The 14525-nt window shown below is 70.7% G+C and carries 11 protein-coding genes; all 11 read right to left on the reverse strand.

Features of this window, described 5'->3' with window-relative positions:
* Positions 1-69 precede the first annotated feature (69 nt).
* The 11 genes from pgeF to ACQE3C_RS08135 all read right to left on the reverse strand — a co-directional run bounded on the left by pgeF (position 70) and on the right by ACQE3C_RS08135 (position 14485).
* A complete protein-coding gene (gene pgeF, locus ACQE3C_RS08085) occupies positions 70-840 on the reverse strand; it encodes a peptidoglycan editing factor PgeF (protein ID WP_434538666.1) in 771 nt (256 codons plus the stop codon).
* Positions 841-882: 42 nt separating this feature from the next.
* Complete coding sequence (gene ftsZ / locus ACQE3C_RS08090) at positions 883-2091, reverse strand: cell division protein FtsZ (RefSeq protein WP_434538667.1); 1209 nt, start codon at positions 2089-2091, stop codon at positions 883-885.
* Between the two features lie 212 nt (positions 2092-2303).
* Positions 2304-3074: a cell division protein FtsQ/DivIB gene (locus ACQE3C_RS08095; RefSeq protein ID WP_434538668.1), complete on the reverse strand. Its 771-nt coding sequence runs from the start codon at positions 3072-3074 to the stop codon at positions 2304-2306.
* Positions 3071-4543: a UDP-N-acetylmuramate--L-alanine ligase gene (gene murC, locus ACQE3C_RS08100; protein ID WP_434538669.1), complete on the reverse strand. Its 1473-nt coding sequence runs from the start codon at positions 4541-4543 to the stop codon at positions 3071-3073. The genes ACQE3C_RS08095 and murC overlap by 4 nt, the downstream gene beginning before the upstream one ends.
* The gene (gene murG, locus ACQE3C_RS08105; protein ID WP_434538670.1) at positions 4543-5703 is read right to left on the reverse strand and encodes an undecaprenyldiphospho-muramoylpentapeptide beta-N-acetylglucosaminyltransferase; all 1161 of its coding nucleotides are present in this window, start codon (positions 5701-5703) and stop codon (positions 4543-4545) included. Before murG ends, murC begins: the two co-directional genes overlap by 1 nt.
* A 53-nt stretch (positions 5704-5756) precedes the next feature.
* On the reverse strand, positions 5757-6938 hold the full coding sequence (gene ftsW / locus ACQE3C_RS08110) for a putative lipid II flippase FtsW (protein ID WP_434538711.1): 1182 nt from the start codon (positions 6936-6938) through the stop codon (positions 5757-5759).
* A 150-nt stretch (positions 6939-7088) separates the two neighbouring features.
* Positions 7089-8573, reverse strand: a complete 1485-nt coding sequence (murD, locus tag ACQE3C_RS08115; RefSeq protein WP_434538671.1) for a UDP-N-acetylmuramoyl-L-alanine--D-glutamate ligase — start codon at positions 8571-8573, stop codon at positions 7089-7091.
* Positions 8555-9625 (reverse strand): phospho-N-acetylmuramoyl-pentapeptide-transferase, encoded by a 1071-nt coding sequence (gene mraY / locus ACQE3C_RS08120; RefSeq protein WP_434538672.1) that lies wholly within the window; start codon positions 9623-9625, stop codon positions 8555-8557. The genes murD and mraY overlap by 19 nt, the downstream gene beginning before the upstream one ends.
* Positions 9625-11124: a UDP-N-acetylmuramoyl-tripeptide--D-alanyl-D-alanine ligase gene (locus ACQE3C_RS08125; protein WP_434538673.1), complete on the reverse strand. Its 1500-nt coding sequence runs from the start codon at positions 11122-11124 to the stop codon at positions 9625-9627. The genes mraY and ACQE3C_RS08125 overlap by 1 nt, the downstream gene beginning before the upstream one ends.
* Positions 11124-12644, reverse strand: coding sequence for a UDP-N-acetylmuramoyl-L-alanyl-D-glutamate--2,6-diaminopimelate ligase (locus tag ACQE3C_RS08130; RefSeq protein WP_434538674.1), 1521 nt, complete (start codon positions 12642-12644; stop codon positions 11124-11126). Before ACQE3C_RS08130 ends, ACQE3C_RS08125 begins: the two co-directional genes overlap by 1 nt.
* Positions 12641-14485, reverse strand: coding sequence for a peptidoglycan D,D-transpeptidase FtsI family protein (locus ACQE3C_RS08135; protein WP_434538712.1), 1845 nt, complete (start codon positions 14483-14485; stop codon positions 12641-12643). Before ACQE3C_RS08135 ends, ACQE3C_RS08130 begins: the two co-directional genes overlap by 4 nt.
* Positions 14486-14525 lie beyond the last annotated feature (40 nt).

Genomic DNA, 14525 nt, shown 5'->3' on the forward strand with positions numbered 1-14525 from the left:
GTGGATCGTCGCACCAACGCTAACGGGTTGTCCGGGCAACCCGGCTCAGGCGCGGCGCGACACGCCAAATCAGCGCGACAGCCACACCAGGCCGGCCAGCCGACCGCTGTCGGCTCCGTCCCGGCGGTGGGAATGCAGGTCGTCGGAGGTGCGGGTGCAGGGGTCGAGCCGGACAGCTTCGACACCGAGTTCGACCAGTTGCAGTTCGCAGCCGGCCCCCAGGTCGAGTGCGGGGGTGCCCCAGGAGGTGGTGGTGACCATCTCGGGGTGGTCGGCCCGGACGGCGTCGGCCATCTCGGCGGGCACTTCGTAGCAGTCGCCGCAGACATGCGGGCCGATCCAGGCCACGATGTCACGGGCCCCGAGTTCACGCATGCGGGTGACGGTGTTGACCAGCACCCCGTCCAGGAAGCCCACCCGACCGGCGTGGGCGGCGCCAAGCACCCCGGCGGTGGTGTCTGCCAGCATCACCGGCACACAGTCGGCGACCCGGATGCACAGGGCCACCTCGGGCAGGGTGGTGACCACCGCGTCGGCCTCGACGAGCGGGGTCTGGCCGGCTGGAGCACCCAGGTGGGAACGTCGGCCCCACCGGTCGAGCAGCGCCTGGTCGGCGTCCAGCACCGTGCTGCCGTGCACCTGGTCGAGGGTGATCACGGCCTGCACCCCCAGCGCGCGGCGCACCCGCTCGAAGTTGGTCTCGACATCGGCCACCGTGTCCGGGGTCGGGCGACCCAGGTTGAGGGAGCCCATCGGGCCGGCGGTCACCCCACCGTGACGGTTGGTGAAGGCCACGCCCACACCCTGGTTCGTCGGCGGGTCGATCAGGATTCGGAACACGGCTGTGAGCCTAGCCCGAGGTGCCCACGACCCGGTGGTGACTCACTTCATGAAGTCAGGAATGTCCAACTCGTCGTCGTCGGCCACAGGCTGCCCGAACTGGTTGCGCGGACGGCTGACCTGCTCGCGGGGCGCCTCACCGATCGGCTGGCGGGTGGTCGGCTGGTCGGCCTGCTGGGCCACCTCGGCCGCCGAGACACCCTGCGGCGCCTGCGCCTGCTGGGTGACGGTGGGCTGGGCCTGGGGCCGCTGGTTGCCCAGGGTACGGGTCTGCAGGCCCTGCTGCTGGCGCGGCGGCGGGGCGCCACCGTCGAAGCCGGCGGCGATCACGGTGACCCGCACCTCGTCGCCCAGGGCGTCGTCGATGACGGTGCCGAAGATGATGTTGGCCTCGTCGTGGGCCGCTTCCTCGATCAGCTGCGCGGCGGCGGAGACCTCGAACAGGCCCAGGTCGGAGCCACCGGCGATCGAGAGCAGCACGCCGTGGGCGCCGTCGATGCTGGCCTCCAGCAGCGGGGAGCTGATCGCCATTTCGGCGGCGGCGCGGGCACGGTCCTCACCGCGGGCCGAGCCGATGCCCATGAGGGCCGAGCCGGCGTCCTTCATGATCGACTTCACGTCGGCGAAGTCGAGGTTGATCAGGCCGGGGGTGGTGATCAGGTCGGTGATGCCCGAGACGCCCTGCAGCAGCACGGTGTCGGCCTGCTTGAACGCGTCGAGGATGGCGACCTGGTGGTCGGTCATCGCGAGCAGCTTGTCGTTGGGGATGACGATCAGGGTGTCGACCTCTTCGCGCAGGGCGGCGATGCCCTCCTCGGCCTGCACCGAGCGTCGCTTGCCCTCGAAGCTGAAGGGGCGGGTGACCACACCGATGGTCAGTGCTCCCAGCGAGCGGGCGATCTTCGCCACGACCGGGGCGCCGCCGGTGCCGGTGCCGCCGCCCTCACCGGCGGTGACGAAGACCATGTCGGCGCCCTTCAGCGCGGCCTCGATCTCTTCGGAGTGGTCGTCGGCGGCCTGGCGGCCCTTTTCCGGGTCGGCGCCGGCGCCGAGCCCACGGGTGAGTTCACGACCGACATCGAGCTTGACGTCGGCGTCGCTCATCAACAGCGCCTGCGCGTCGGTGTTGATCGCGATGAACTCGACACCCTTCAAGCCAGCCTCGATCATGCGGTTGACGGCATTGACGCCACCACCACCGACACCGACAACCTTGATCACCGCCAGGTAGTTCTGGGATGCACTGGCCACTTGTCCCCGCCTCACTCATTGCCCACGGTCGGCCGACGCGGGCCAGCACACCTTCCCGTGGTGCCCGGTCCCGGCCCTTGGCCGTTGGATTCCGCACAAGCCTATGGAGTGGCCTTTTCCGATGTCCATTAGCGCCACGCCGAACCTTGAGGGTCTCAACCCTGCCTCGAGGGTTCAGCCACTGGTCAGGGTTGCATGGCGGCTGCAGGGGTTCAGCGGCTGGTCGGGTTGGCGGGGGCGCTGACGTCGAAGACGGTGGCCTCCACGTCGAGCATGGCGGTGGCGACCTGCGCCTTGGTGGCCGATTCAGCGGCCGAACCCCAGATCACGGTCTGGTCGCCGTCGAGCACCAGGGTGATGGTGTCGGGGCTCTCGGCGGTGATCTTCTGCACCCGGGCGCGCAACTCGTCGGTCAACGAGCCGGCCACGGTGGCCAGGTCGGCCAGGATGCGCTGGTCCTCGGGGGCCTCCACCACCACCAGCCCGTCCGGTAGGGCCTCGGTCTGGTGGAACACGTTGCCGGTGGCATCGGCCCACTTGTAACTGCCCTCGATGTGCAGCGCGATGACCGGGGTTCGTTCGGTGATGCTGATCACGATGGTGCTCGGCCAGCGTCGCTCAACCCGGACGGACTCCACGGCCGGCAGGGTGGCGACCCGGTCGACGATGTGGTCGGTGTTGACCCGTGCCATCGGTCGACCCATCGGCACCTGCGCCCGCGATTCGACCTCGGCGGCAGCCAGCAGCCGCAGGCCGTCGACCTCGACCTGCTTGACGGCCAGGACGCTGGAGAAGCCGACCAGCCACACCAGCGCGGCGACCACCAGCCCGACCAGGGCCACGACGGCGGCGCGACGCCAGCGTCGGCGGCGGTCCCGGCTCTTCTTGCGGCGCAGCGCGATGCTGGCGTCGGCGATGCTCGCCGGCAGGGCGGCGACGGGGGTGCGGGACGCCGCCTTGGTCGATGAGCGCGGCTTGCTCACCGCTGCCCTCCCCCGGCCCCGGGGGTTCCGGGTGACTCGGGGGTGCGGGGTCCCTGCCCGGACCCGCCGAGTTCGGCGACCAGCAGCGGGCCGACCAGGGTGACGTCACCGGCGCCCAGGGTCATCACCAGGTCGCCGGGGCGGGCCAGGGCACCGATTGCGGCCGGCAGGTCCAGCTTGTCGGGGACGTAGCTGACCTCGGCGCCGTGGCGCCGGGCGGCGTCGGCGACCAGTTCCCCGGTCACCCCGGGAACGGGGTCCTCGCGGGCGGCGTAGATGTCGGTGACGAAGGCGTGGTCTGCCAGGGCCAGGGCCTGCCCGAACTCCTCGCTGAACTCGGTCGTCCGGCTGAACAGGTGCGGTTGGAAGCAGGCGATCAGTCGTCCCCCGGGGTCGACCGCACGCCGGGCGGCCGTGAGGGCTGCGGTCAGCTCGGTCGGGTGGTGGGCGTAGTCGTCGTAGACCTGGATGCCTCGGGGGCTGCCGACCAGCTGGAACCGGCGCAGGGTGCCGGTGAAACCGGCGGCGCCCCGCAGCAGCGCCTCATGGTCGAGGCCGAGGATGCGGCCGACCGCGTAGGCTGCGGCGGCGTTCTCGAGGTTGTACTTGCCGGGCACCTGCAGTTGCAGCTGGACGGTCTGCCCTTCGAATCCCAGGGAGCAGCTGGCCAGGGTGCCTTCGAAGTCGAGGTTGGTGAGCCGGACGTCGGCCTGCTCGTCGGTGCCGTAGGTCACCACCCGCAGCCCGGTCTCGCGCATGCGCTGCGCCAGTTCGGCCGCACCCGGGTCGTCGATGCCGGCCACCAGCGCCCGGACCCCATGCTGGGAGGCGAACTGTTCGAAGCCCTGCAGGTAGGCCTCGGGGGTGGTCCAGTTGTCGAGGTGGTCGGCCTCCACATTGGTGACCACCGCAATGGTGGTCGGGTACTGCAGGAAGCTGCCGTCGGACTCGTCGGCCTCGACGACGAAGGCGGTGCCCTGCCCGAGGTGGGCGCTGGTGCCGCTGGCTGCCAGCGGTGAGCCGATCACGTAGCTGGGGTCGGCGCCGGCGGCGGTCAGCATGACGGCGGTCATGCCCGTGGTGGTGGTCTTGCCGTGGGTGCCCGCGATGGAGATGCCGACCCGGTCGTGCATCAGCGCGGCCAGCGCTGCCGAGCGGTGCAGCACCCGCAGTCCCTTGCGGCGGGCGGCGACCAGTTCGGGGTTGGTGTCGCGGATCGCCGAGGAGACCACGACGGTCTCGGCATCACCGAGCTGTTCTTCCGAATGGCCGATGAAGGTGGTGATGCCCAGCGACTCGAGCTGGCGCAGGTTGGACGAGTCGACCTGGTCGGAGCCGGTGACCGGCACCCCCAGCTCGTGGAACAGGCGGGCGATGCCGCTCATGCCGGCTCCGCCGATGGCGATGAAGTGCACGGTCCCCAGCTGGTCGGCCGGGGGCACCTCGACGGGTGTGCGCAAACCTGGCATCAGTGTTCCCCCCGGTGGCGAATGGCGCCGCGGCGCCGGTGCTGGGCCCTGCCCGGCGTTGAGGCGGCCTCGACCACGAGTCGGGCGAGGTCGTCGGCGGCGGTGGCGGTCATCAGGTCGCGCCCGGCCCGGGCCATCTTCTGGAGACGCTCGGGTTCGGTGAGCAGCGGCAGCACCTCGTCGAGCAGGCGCTGGGCGCCCAGGTCACCGTCGGGCACCACCACCGCTCCCCCGGCCACGACCAGCGCCGAGGCGTTGCGGGCCTGTTCCCCGTTGCCGTGGGGCAGCGGGACGAAGACGCCGGGCAGCCCGACGACCGCGGTCTCGACCACGGTCCCGGCGCCGGAGCGCCCGAGCATCAGGTCGGCGGCGGCGTAGGCGTTTTCCATGCCGTCGACGTAACCGACCGGCACATAGCGGGCGCCGGTGGTCTGGTCGACGACTTCGACGTGGTCGTCGGAGATGTTCTTGGGGCCCCACACGTGCAGCACCTGGATCCCGGCGGCGAGCAGCCGGTCGCGGGCATCGGTGGTGGCGTGGTTGATGCTGCGGGCGCCCTGCGAACCGCCGCTGACCAGCAGCGTGGTGCGATCAGGGTCCAGCCCCAGCCCCTGGCGGGCCTCGGCGGTGGCGGGGATGCCCTCCTGGGCCAGCGTCCGGATCTGGGAGCGGACCGGCAGCCCGATGAACTTCGCCCCGGGCAGCACCGTGTCGGGGAAGGAGGTGGCCACCACCGCGGCGAAGCGAGCGGCGACCTTGTTGGCCAGGCCGGGCAGCGCGTTCTGCTCGTGGATCACGACCGGCACCTTCAGGCTGCGGGCGGCCAGGTAGGCGGGCATCGAGACGTAGCCGCCGAACCCGACCAGCACCTCGGCGCGGCGCTGCTGCAGGATCTGGCGGGCCTGCCGCACGGCCCGGGACAGCCGCACCGGCACCTTCGCCATGGCCAGGCCGGGCTTGCGGGGCATCGGCACCGGGTCGACCAGGTCGAGTTCGAGCCCGGCCTGGGGGATGACGGTGGTCTCCAGCCCGCGGGCCGTGCCGATGCAACTCACCTGCGCGTCGACCAGTGACTGCAGGGCCTGGGCGGTCGCGATCAGGGGTGAAGTGTGCCCGGCCGTGCCTCCGCCAGCCAGCACCACTCGCAGCGCATCAGTCATTGTGTCCCCTCCCCCATCAGCAAGCCCGCATCAAACCTACCCGGCGAGCCGGATCAGCGGGCCGAGGCGCGGCCGCGCTGGACCACGGTGGTGACCCTGGGTGCCTGCGAGCCGGCGGCGCGCGCCTTGACGGCGGCCGGCTCCTGGCGGGCGCAGGCGATCAACAGCCCGGCCGCGAGCAGGTTGGCCAGCAGCGCGGAACCACCGACCGAGATGAACGGCAGCGGCACCCCGACCACGGGCAGCAGCTTCATCGCGACCGCGATGTTGATCATCGCCTGCAGCAGCATCCAGCCGGTCAGGCCGCCGGCCAGCATGCGGTAGAAGAGCGTGGACGAGCGGGTCGCGATCCGGAAGCCGGCGAAACCGAGCAGGGTGAACAGGGCGATCACACCGAGCGTGCCGAGCAGGCCCATCTCTTCGCCCAGCACCGCGAAGACGTAGTCGTTCTGGGCGCCGTCGTAGAGCCCACCCCACTTCTGTTTCGAGGCACCCAGTCCCTGCCCGAACCAGCCGCCGGAAGCCAACGCGTAGATCGCCGAGAGCGGCTGCTGGGAGACCGACAGGTCACCGGCCTCGGGCGGGTTCAGGAAGAGCATGATGCGGTGCATGCGGTTGGGGCTGGAGACCACCAGCATGCCGACCACGGCCACCCCGGCGGTGGCCAGGCTGCCGAGCACCACCCAGGGGGTGCCGACCAGGTACAGCACCAGGAAGACGGTGCCGACCAGCACCATGCCGGTGCCGAGGTCGCCGCCGAGCAGCACCAGCCCGCAGACCAGCAGGGCCCCGGGCAGCAGCGGGACCAGCAGGTGCTTGGGCTGGTCGAGCAGCTTTTCCTTCATCGACAGCACCGTCGCCGACCACAGGATCAGGGCAACCTTCGCGAACTCGGAGGGCTGCAGCCGGAACGGGCCCAACTCCAGCCAGGCCCGGTTGCCCTTCTCCTCGATGCCCAGCGGGGTCAACACCAGCGCCAGCAGCACGATCGCCACCAGGATGGCGATCCAGCCCAGCGGTTTGAGGGCCTTCTCCTTGAACATGGCCAGGGCGAGCGCCGCGGGCACGCCCACGACCAGGAACATCGCCTGCCGGATGGCGTAGTAGTAGGGGCTGACACCATTGGCCTGGGCGTAGACCGAGGACGAACTCAGGCCCATCAACAGGCCGATGCCAATCAGCAGGGTGACCGCCGAGGCCACCATCCACATGTCGGCGCTGGGGTGGTGCAGCACTTTCGACAGCCAGCCGGGGGCTCGGGTGGCCGCGGGGCGCGCGACGGTGGCGCTGCCGGAACGGCGGCGGGTGCCCGGCATGGCGTCGAGGGGTCGGCGGGTGATGTCGGTCACGCTGCTCCCCTCGTCCTCAACTGTCCTGGGCGCCGATCAATCCTGGGCGCCGATCAACTCGTGCACGGCGGCGGCGAAGTCGTCACCCCGGGCGTCGTAACCGGACCACATGTCCTTGCTGGCACACCCGGGCGCCAGCAGCACGGTGTCACCGGCCTGCGCCAACGAGCCGGCCGCCGCGACGGCCTGCGCCATGGCTCCAGTGTCGCTGGAATCGATCACGATCACGGGGACGTCGGGCGCGTGTCGAGCAAGTGCGGTGGCGATCAGGTCGCGGTCGATGCCGAGCAGCACGGCGCCCCGCAGCCGCTGGGCGTGAGTGGTGACCAGCTCGTCGAAGGTGACGCCCTTGGCCTGTCCGCCGGCCACCCAGACGACCTGCTCGAAGGCGCGCAGTGAGGAGTTCGCAGCGTGGGGGTTGGTCGCCTTCGAGTCGTCCACCCAGGTGATGCCCTGGTGGGTGGCGACGGTCTCGATACGGTGGCCGCCGAGGTGCAGGTTGCGCAGCCCCTCGGCGATCGCGGTGGCCGGCACCCCGAAGCTGCGGGCCAGCGCGGCGGCGGCCAGGGCGTTCTCGATGTTGTGGGGGGCGTTCGGGACGACGTCGGCGACCCCGGCCAGGGGGATCGCCGAGGACTGGCGCTGGGCGATGAAGGCCCGGTCGACGAGCAGGTCGTCGACCACCCCGAGCATCGAGGGCCCGGGCACCCCGAGGGTGAACCCGATGGCGCGGGCACCCTCGACGACGTCGGCCTTCTCCACCATCGCCTCGGTGGCCGGGTCGGCCACGTTGTAGACACAGGAGTGGGTGACCTGGTGGTAGATCCGGGCCTTGTCGGCGGCGTAGGCCGCGGCCGGCTCGTCGGCGTGGGCGTACCACTCGAGGTGGTCGTCGTGCAGGTTCAGCACGGCCGCCGAGTGCAGGCGCAGCGACGGCGACCAGTGCAGCTGGAAGCTGGACAGTTCCACGGCGAAGACGTCGTAGTCGACCTCGTCGTTGATCGCCTCCAGCACCGGACGACCGATGTTGCCGACGCAGGCGACCTTCAGCCCGGCCGCGGCAAGCATCGATTCCAGCATCTGGGTGGTGGTGGTCTTGCCGTTGGTGCCGGTGACCGCCAGCCAGGGCACCACCTTGTCGGGGTGCATGAACCGCCACGCCAGTTCCGTCTCACCCCAGATCGGGATGCCGCGCTCGGCAGCCTGGGCCAGCAGCGGCCACACCGGCCGCCAGCCCGGGGAGGTGACCACCAGGTCGGTGTCCTCGGGCAGGGTGGCGCTCGACCCGGGACCGATCCGCGCCTCGGCGCCCAGGATGCCCAGCAGCTTGGCCTTGTCCTGGTTCTCCTCGGAGTCGGAATCGTCGACCAGCAGCACCTTGGCATGGCGTTCCAGCAGCGCATCGGCGGCCGCGAATCCGGATCGTCCGAGCCCCGCGACGACGACGCTGGCCTCGTGCCAGGGTGAGGCGGAGTCGGCCTCGTCCAGCCAGTCTGCCGCGCTCACTGCCCGGTCACCCATTCGGCGTAGAACAGGCCCAGGCCGCCGGCGACGAACAGCCCGCAAATGATCCAGAAGCGGATGGTGACGGTCACCTCGGCCCAGCCCAGCAGTTCGAAGTGGTGGTGCAGCGGCGCCATCTTGAAGATGCGTTTGCCGCCGGTGAGCTTGAAATAGCTGACCTGCATCATCACCGACAGGGTCTCGATCACGAACAGTCCGCCGAGGATCACCAGGAGCAGTTCGGTGCGGCTGGTGACGGCCAGCCCGGCCAGCGCACCACCGATGGCCAGGGAGCCGGTGTCACCGATGAAGATCTTGGCGGGCTTCGCGTTCCACCACAGGAACCCGAAGCAGGCCCCGGCCAGCGCCATCGCCACGACGGCCAGGTCGTAGGGGTCGCGTACCTCGTAGCAGCGGGGCCCGGCGGTGGAGGTGAAGCCGCAGTACTGGTTGAACTGCCAGATGTTGACCACACCGTAGGCGGCGAAGACCATGGTGGCCGAGCCCGCCAGCAGCCCGTCGAGGCCGTCGGTGAGGTTGGTGGCGTTGGAGAAGCCGATGATCAGCACGGCGATGAAGACCACTGCCAGCAGCAACGGCAGGTGCAACCAGGTGATGTCACGCAGGAACGAGATGGCGTTCGAGGCCGGCCGCAGCCCGCGTTCGTTGGGGAAGTTGAGGGCCAGCACGGCGAAGCTGACCGCCACGAACAGCTGCCCGGCGATCTTGCCGATCGGGGTCAACCCGAGCGAGCGTTCCTGGCGGATCTTCGTCCAGTCGTCGATGAACCCGATGGCACCCATGCCGACGAACAGGTAGAGCACCAGCAGGGCCGACAGGCTCGGCGGGGACCAGGTGATCAGGTGCGCCAGCAGGTAGGCCAGCACGGTGGCGATCACCACCACGATGCCGCCCATGGTCGGGGTGCCGCGCTTGGTGCCGTGGCTGGTGGGGCCGTCGTCGCGGATGAACTGCCCGTAGCCGCGCCTGACCAGCAGGCCGATCAGCACCCGGGTGCCGAGCAGGGTGCCGACGAGCGCCAGCCCGCCGGCCAGCAGGATGTTCAGCATCAGCGGTCCTCCTCGGCGGTGTCACGGGTGGCCGGGCTGCGGCGGTCGTTCAACGGGTTGTCCTCTGCTTGGTCTGCGCCGGCTTCCAACAGCGCAGCGGCGACTCGCTCAAGTGCCAGACCACGCGATGCCTTCACCAGCACGACGTCCTCAGGGGCCAAATCTAGCGAGGATGCCTCCTCAACGGTGCAACTGCGGGCAATGATCCCCGCGGCCGTGGCGGCGGCCACGACGTGCTCAGCCTGCTCACCAATGGCGAGCAGTTCGTCCACGCCTGCCTCGGCGGCCCGGGCGCCCACCTGCTGGTGCCGCGTGACGGCTTCGTCCCCGAGTTCGAGCATGTCTCCCACGACTGCAAGGACCCGGGCCCCCGGGTGGCTGCGGCGGCGCGCAGCGCCGATCTCGGACAGGGCCGCCAGGGCGGCGCGCATCGAGTCCGGGTTGGCGTTGTAGGCGTCGTTGATGACGGCCGCACCGTCGGGGCGCACCCGCAGTTCCATCCGCCAGCGGGAGCGGTGCTCCAAGGAGTTCAGGGTGGCGGCAACCTTGGCCGGGGCCACGCCGACGGCGATGGCCGCCGCAGCGGCCGCCGCGGCATTGGCGACCTGGTGGCGCCCGATCAGCGCCAGCGCGACCGGGTGCTGCTCGGTGCCGGCGTCGGTCTCGACGACCAGGGTGAAGCGGTAGCGGCCCAGGTCGTCGGCGGTGGCGTCCAGGGCGCGGACGAGCAGCGCACCGTCGCGGGGCAGCTCGCGGTCCAGGGTGAACCACGCGAGATGCGCCGAGGTGCGCTGGGCCATCGCGGCGACGTGCGCGTCGTCGCGGTTGAGCACCGCCCAGCCGGTGGCCGGCAGGGTGTCGACGATCTCGCCCTTGGCGCGGGCGATGGCCTCGACGGAGCCGAACTCGCCGAGGTGGGCGCTGCCGACGTTGAGCACCAGGGACAGGTCGGGCTCGACCAGGCTGCACAGCCAGGCGATGTGACCGGGGCCGCGGGCGCCCATCTCACTGACCAGGTAGCGGGTGCCCGGTCCCACCCGGGTGGCGGTGAGCGGCACCCCGATCTCGTTGTTGAACGAGCCGACGGGGGCGACGGTCTCGGCCTCCGCCTCGAGCAGCTGGGCCAGGATGTCCTTGGTGCTGGTCTTGCCGGACGATCCGGTGATCGCCAGCACCTGCAGCCCACCGGTGTGGGCGTCGGCGACCACGGCGCGGCCCAGGGCGCTGAGCGCCGCGACCCCGTCGTCGACCCGGATCTCGGTGGTGCCGCTGTTGGTCGCCCGGGTGACCAGCACGGCGGCGGCCCCGTTGTCGGCGGCCTGGCTTGTGTAGTCGTGGCCGTCGACCCGTTCCCCGGGCAGGGCGACGAATACCGACCCGGGGGTGGCCTGCCGGGCGTCGATGACGACGTCGGGGCCGACCGGGGTCTCGGGGTCAGCGTCGGCGAGCAGGAGGCCCTCCACGACCCGACTGAGCCATTCGGCGCTGCATGTCCTCATCATCTGCCTCCTGTCAGGGCGGTCCAGCACTCCCGGGCGACCTCGACGTCGTCGAAGTCGATGACCCGGTCGGCCAACTGCTGGCCGCGTTCATGTCCTTTGCCGAGCAGCAGCACCAGGTCGTCGGGCCCGGCCAGTTCGAGGGCCCGGGTGATGGCCTGCCGGCGTCCGGGGACGTCCAGCACCTGCGCGTTCTGGCCCTGGGTACCGGAGACCACGGCGGCGCGGATCGCCGCCGGGTCCTCGGAGCGAGGGTTGTCGTCGGTGACGACCACGATGTCGGCGGCCGCCGCGGCAGCGCGTCCCATCTCGGGGCGCTTCTCGGCGTCCCGGTCACCCCCGGCCCCCAGCACGACGACCCGGCACCCTGGGCCCTCGACGGCGGCCAGGGCCTCGGCGACCGCCTGGGGGGTGTGGGCGAAGTCGACGATGACACCGGGGGCGCCGGGGCCCAGCGGCACGTGCTGCATTCGTCCGGGGACTGCGGCGTGGGCCAGCCCGGTGGCGGCCCGGGCGGCATCGAAGCCGGCGGCGTCGATCATGGCCAGCGCCAGCGCGGCATTGGTCACGTTGTAGCTGCCCGGCATGGACAGTTCGAAGTCGATGCGCCTGCCGCGCAGGTCGAGTTCCACCTGTTGGCGGCCGGGGCCGGCGGCGGACGAGGAGACGATCCGCACGTCGGGGTTGCCGTCGCGCCCGACGGTGGTCAGGGGGCGGTCGGTGATCATGCCGGCCAGCCGGCGGCCCCAGTCCTGGTCGGTGCACACGACCGCGTGGCGGGCATCGGCGCCGACGAGCGGGTCACCGGTGAACAGGGTGGCCTTGGTGGCGAAGTAGTCGTCGAGGTCGCGGTGGAAGTCGAGGTGGTCGCGGCCCAGCATGGTGAACCCGGCGACCGCGAACCTCGTCCCGGCGACCCGGGACAGCGCCAGCGCGTGCGAGGAGACTTCCATGGCGATCGTGTCGGCGCCGGCGTCGAGCATGGTCGTGAACAGGTGCTGCAGGTCGGGTGCCTCGGGGGTGGTGACCGTGGAACTGGTCCACTCGACCGGCTGCCCGCCGAGCCGGAAGCCGAGGGTGCCGATGGAACCGACCACCTTGCCCAGCGCGGTGAGGCCGGCCTCCAGCAGCAGGGTCGTGGTGGTCTTGCCGTTGGTGCCGGTGACCGCGAACATGGGCGCCCGCCGCCAGGGGTGGTGGTGGAAGGACTGCGCCACGGCGGCCATCGCCTGGCGCGGGTGCTGGCTGCTGACCACGGGCACGAGCACTTCGCCGGCCAGTTCGACCCCGCGCGGGTCAGTCAGGATGGCCACGGCCCCCCGGTCGACGGCGGCGGCGGCGAACTGCGCCCCGTGGGCGTTGGCCCCGGGCATGGCCAGGTAGAGGTCCCCGGCGCGGACGCGGCGCGAGTCGAAGGCGAGTCCTGTGATGGCTGGGTCCTGGTCGCTCGCCTCGCTCGGCTCCAGGCCGGCGTCGGCGAGCAGGTCACGCAGGTGCCAGCTGGGCGGGTTGTCGGTCACGGTTCGTACTCGAGGACGGCCTTCGGGGCGGGTTCGGTCGACGGCTTCACCCCGTAGCGCGGCAGCGCCAGGTTGAGGATCTGGTTGGCCACGGGAAGTGCGAGCGCGGAACCGTCGCTGCCCTTGGTGGGCTGGTCAATCATCACATAGACCAGCAGTTGCGGGTCTTCTGCGGGGGCAACCCCCACGTAGCTGGCGGTGTAGCCGCGGTAGCAGCCGCAGGTGGGGTCGACGCGCTGCGCGGTGCCGGTCTTGCCCGCGACGCGGTAGTTCTCCAGCTGGCGGCTCGGGTCCTTGGTGACCACCGATTCCATCATCTGCAGGACCATCTTCGAGGCCTCCGGTGAGATCACCCGGCGGGGTTCCTGGGTGGCGACGGGGGTGAACTGCCCCGACCCGCCCGGTGAGGTGGCGCGCAGCAGGGTGGGTGCGTTGTAGATGCCGTCGTTGGCGATGGCAGCGACGGCCGCGGCCATCTGCAGGGCGGTCAGGCTGAGGCCCTGGCCGAACACGATCTGGTCGAAGGTGTAGTCGGCCATGTCGGACTTCGGCAGCCAGCCCGAGGACTCACCGGGCAGGCCGACGTTGGTCTTCTTGCCCAGGCCGAAGGAGGAGTAGTAGTTGACCAGGGTCTGCTTGTCCATCTGGCGTGACAGCAGAACGGTGCCGATGTTGGACGAGTTGGCCACCACGCCGCTGCCGGTCAGGTGGATCGTGCCGTGCGGGAAGGCGTCCTTGATGGAGCCGTCACCCGAGCGGATCGTTGCCGGGATCTCGACCTTGGTGTCGGGGGTCATCAGGCCGGCGTCGACCAGGGCGGCCATGGTCAGCACCTTCTGCACCGAACCCGGTTCATAGGGGGCGCTGGCGGCGGTGTTGCCCAGGTTCTGGGCGTCGGCCTTGGCAGGCTCGTTCGAGTCGAAGCCGGGCGAGGTCGACAGCGCCAGCAACTCACCGGTCTTGACGTTCATTACGATCGCGATGCCGTTCTTCGCGGCCGCGTTGCGGATGCCCTGGGCCAGCGCCTGGTTGGCGATCAGCTGCATCTCGGAGTCGATCGTCAGCTGGTAGTCGGTGCCGTTGACCGCCGGGATGAGGGTGCTGCTGCCCAGCGGGATGCGACCGTTGGCGGAGGTGTCGTAGACCTCCTTGCCGTAGGTGCCGGTCAACTGCTTGTTGAGGGCGTACTCCAGTCCCCCGGCGCCGACGGGCCGGCGGGTCTCGTCGTCAGTACCCATGAAGCCCACGATGTTGGAGGCGACATCACCCGAGGGGTAGTACCGGATCGGGTCGTCCTCCTTGTAGATGCCGTACCAGGCCGAGGGCTTCTCGTCCGGGTTGTCGATCGCTGGGTCGCCGCTGTACCGCTTGCCCGCGGCCAGGTCGGCGCGGATCTGCTCATAGGTCCAGGCCGGCACCTGGGTGGCCACCACGGCGTAGTGCTGGCGGCTCACGTCGGTCAGGGTGGGCAGGTAGTCCTCGAGGGACCCGCCGAGGTAGTGGACGAGGATCTCGGCGATCGCGGTGGGTGCCTGCTCGGCCTTCGCCGTCTGCTTGGGGCCCATGTCGACCGAGGTGTCGACGCCGTTGCGCGAGATCATCAGCGGGTCGGCGATGATCCGCACCGCCGGCTCGGAGGCTGCCAGCACCACCCCGTTGCGGTCGGTGATGGTGCCGCGCTGGGCGACCAGTTCCCGCGAGGCCTTCATCTGGGCGGCGGCCTGCTCGGCGTAGGCGCGGGCGTCGAAGGCCTGCAGCAGGAACGCCCGACCCATGAACACGGTCATGATCAGGGCCATCACCAGCACCATTGCCTGAAGGCGACCGGTCTGCTTCTTCAGCGGGATCCGCAGGGCCGGCTTGTAGACCTTCTTGCGCGAT

Source organism: Aestuariimicrobium sp. Y1814 (assembly GCF_050113895.1).
In the GTDB taxonomy this organism is placed as follows: Bacteria; Actinomycetota; Actinomycetes; order Propionibacteriales; family Propionibacteriaceae; genus Aestuariimicrobium.

What these genes read in the sequence shown, in the direction of transcription:
- mraY (WP_434538672.1), bottom strand. Translation starts at nt 9,625, where the DNA reads ATGCTGAACATCCTGCTGGCCGGCGGGCTGGCGCTCGTCGGCACCCTG.
- ACQE3C_RS08125 (WP_434538673.1), bottom strand. Translation starts at nt 11,124, where the DNA reads ATGAGGACATGCAGCGCCGAATGGCTCAGTCGGGTCGTGGAGGGCCTC.
- murC (WP_434538669.1), bottom strand. Translation starts at nt 4,543, where the DNA reads ATGCCAGGTTTGCGCACACCCGTCGAGGTGCCCCCGGCCGACCAGCTG.
- murG (WP_434538670.1), bottom strand. Translation starts at nt 5,703, where the DNA reads ATGACTGATGCGCTGCGAGTGGTGCTGGCTGGCGGAGGCACGGCCGGG.
- murD (WP_434538671.1), bottom strand. Translation starts at nt 8,573, where the DNA reads ATGGGTGACCGGGCAGTGAGCGCGGCAGACTGGCTGGACGAGGCCGAC.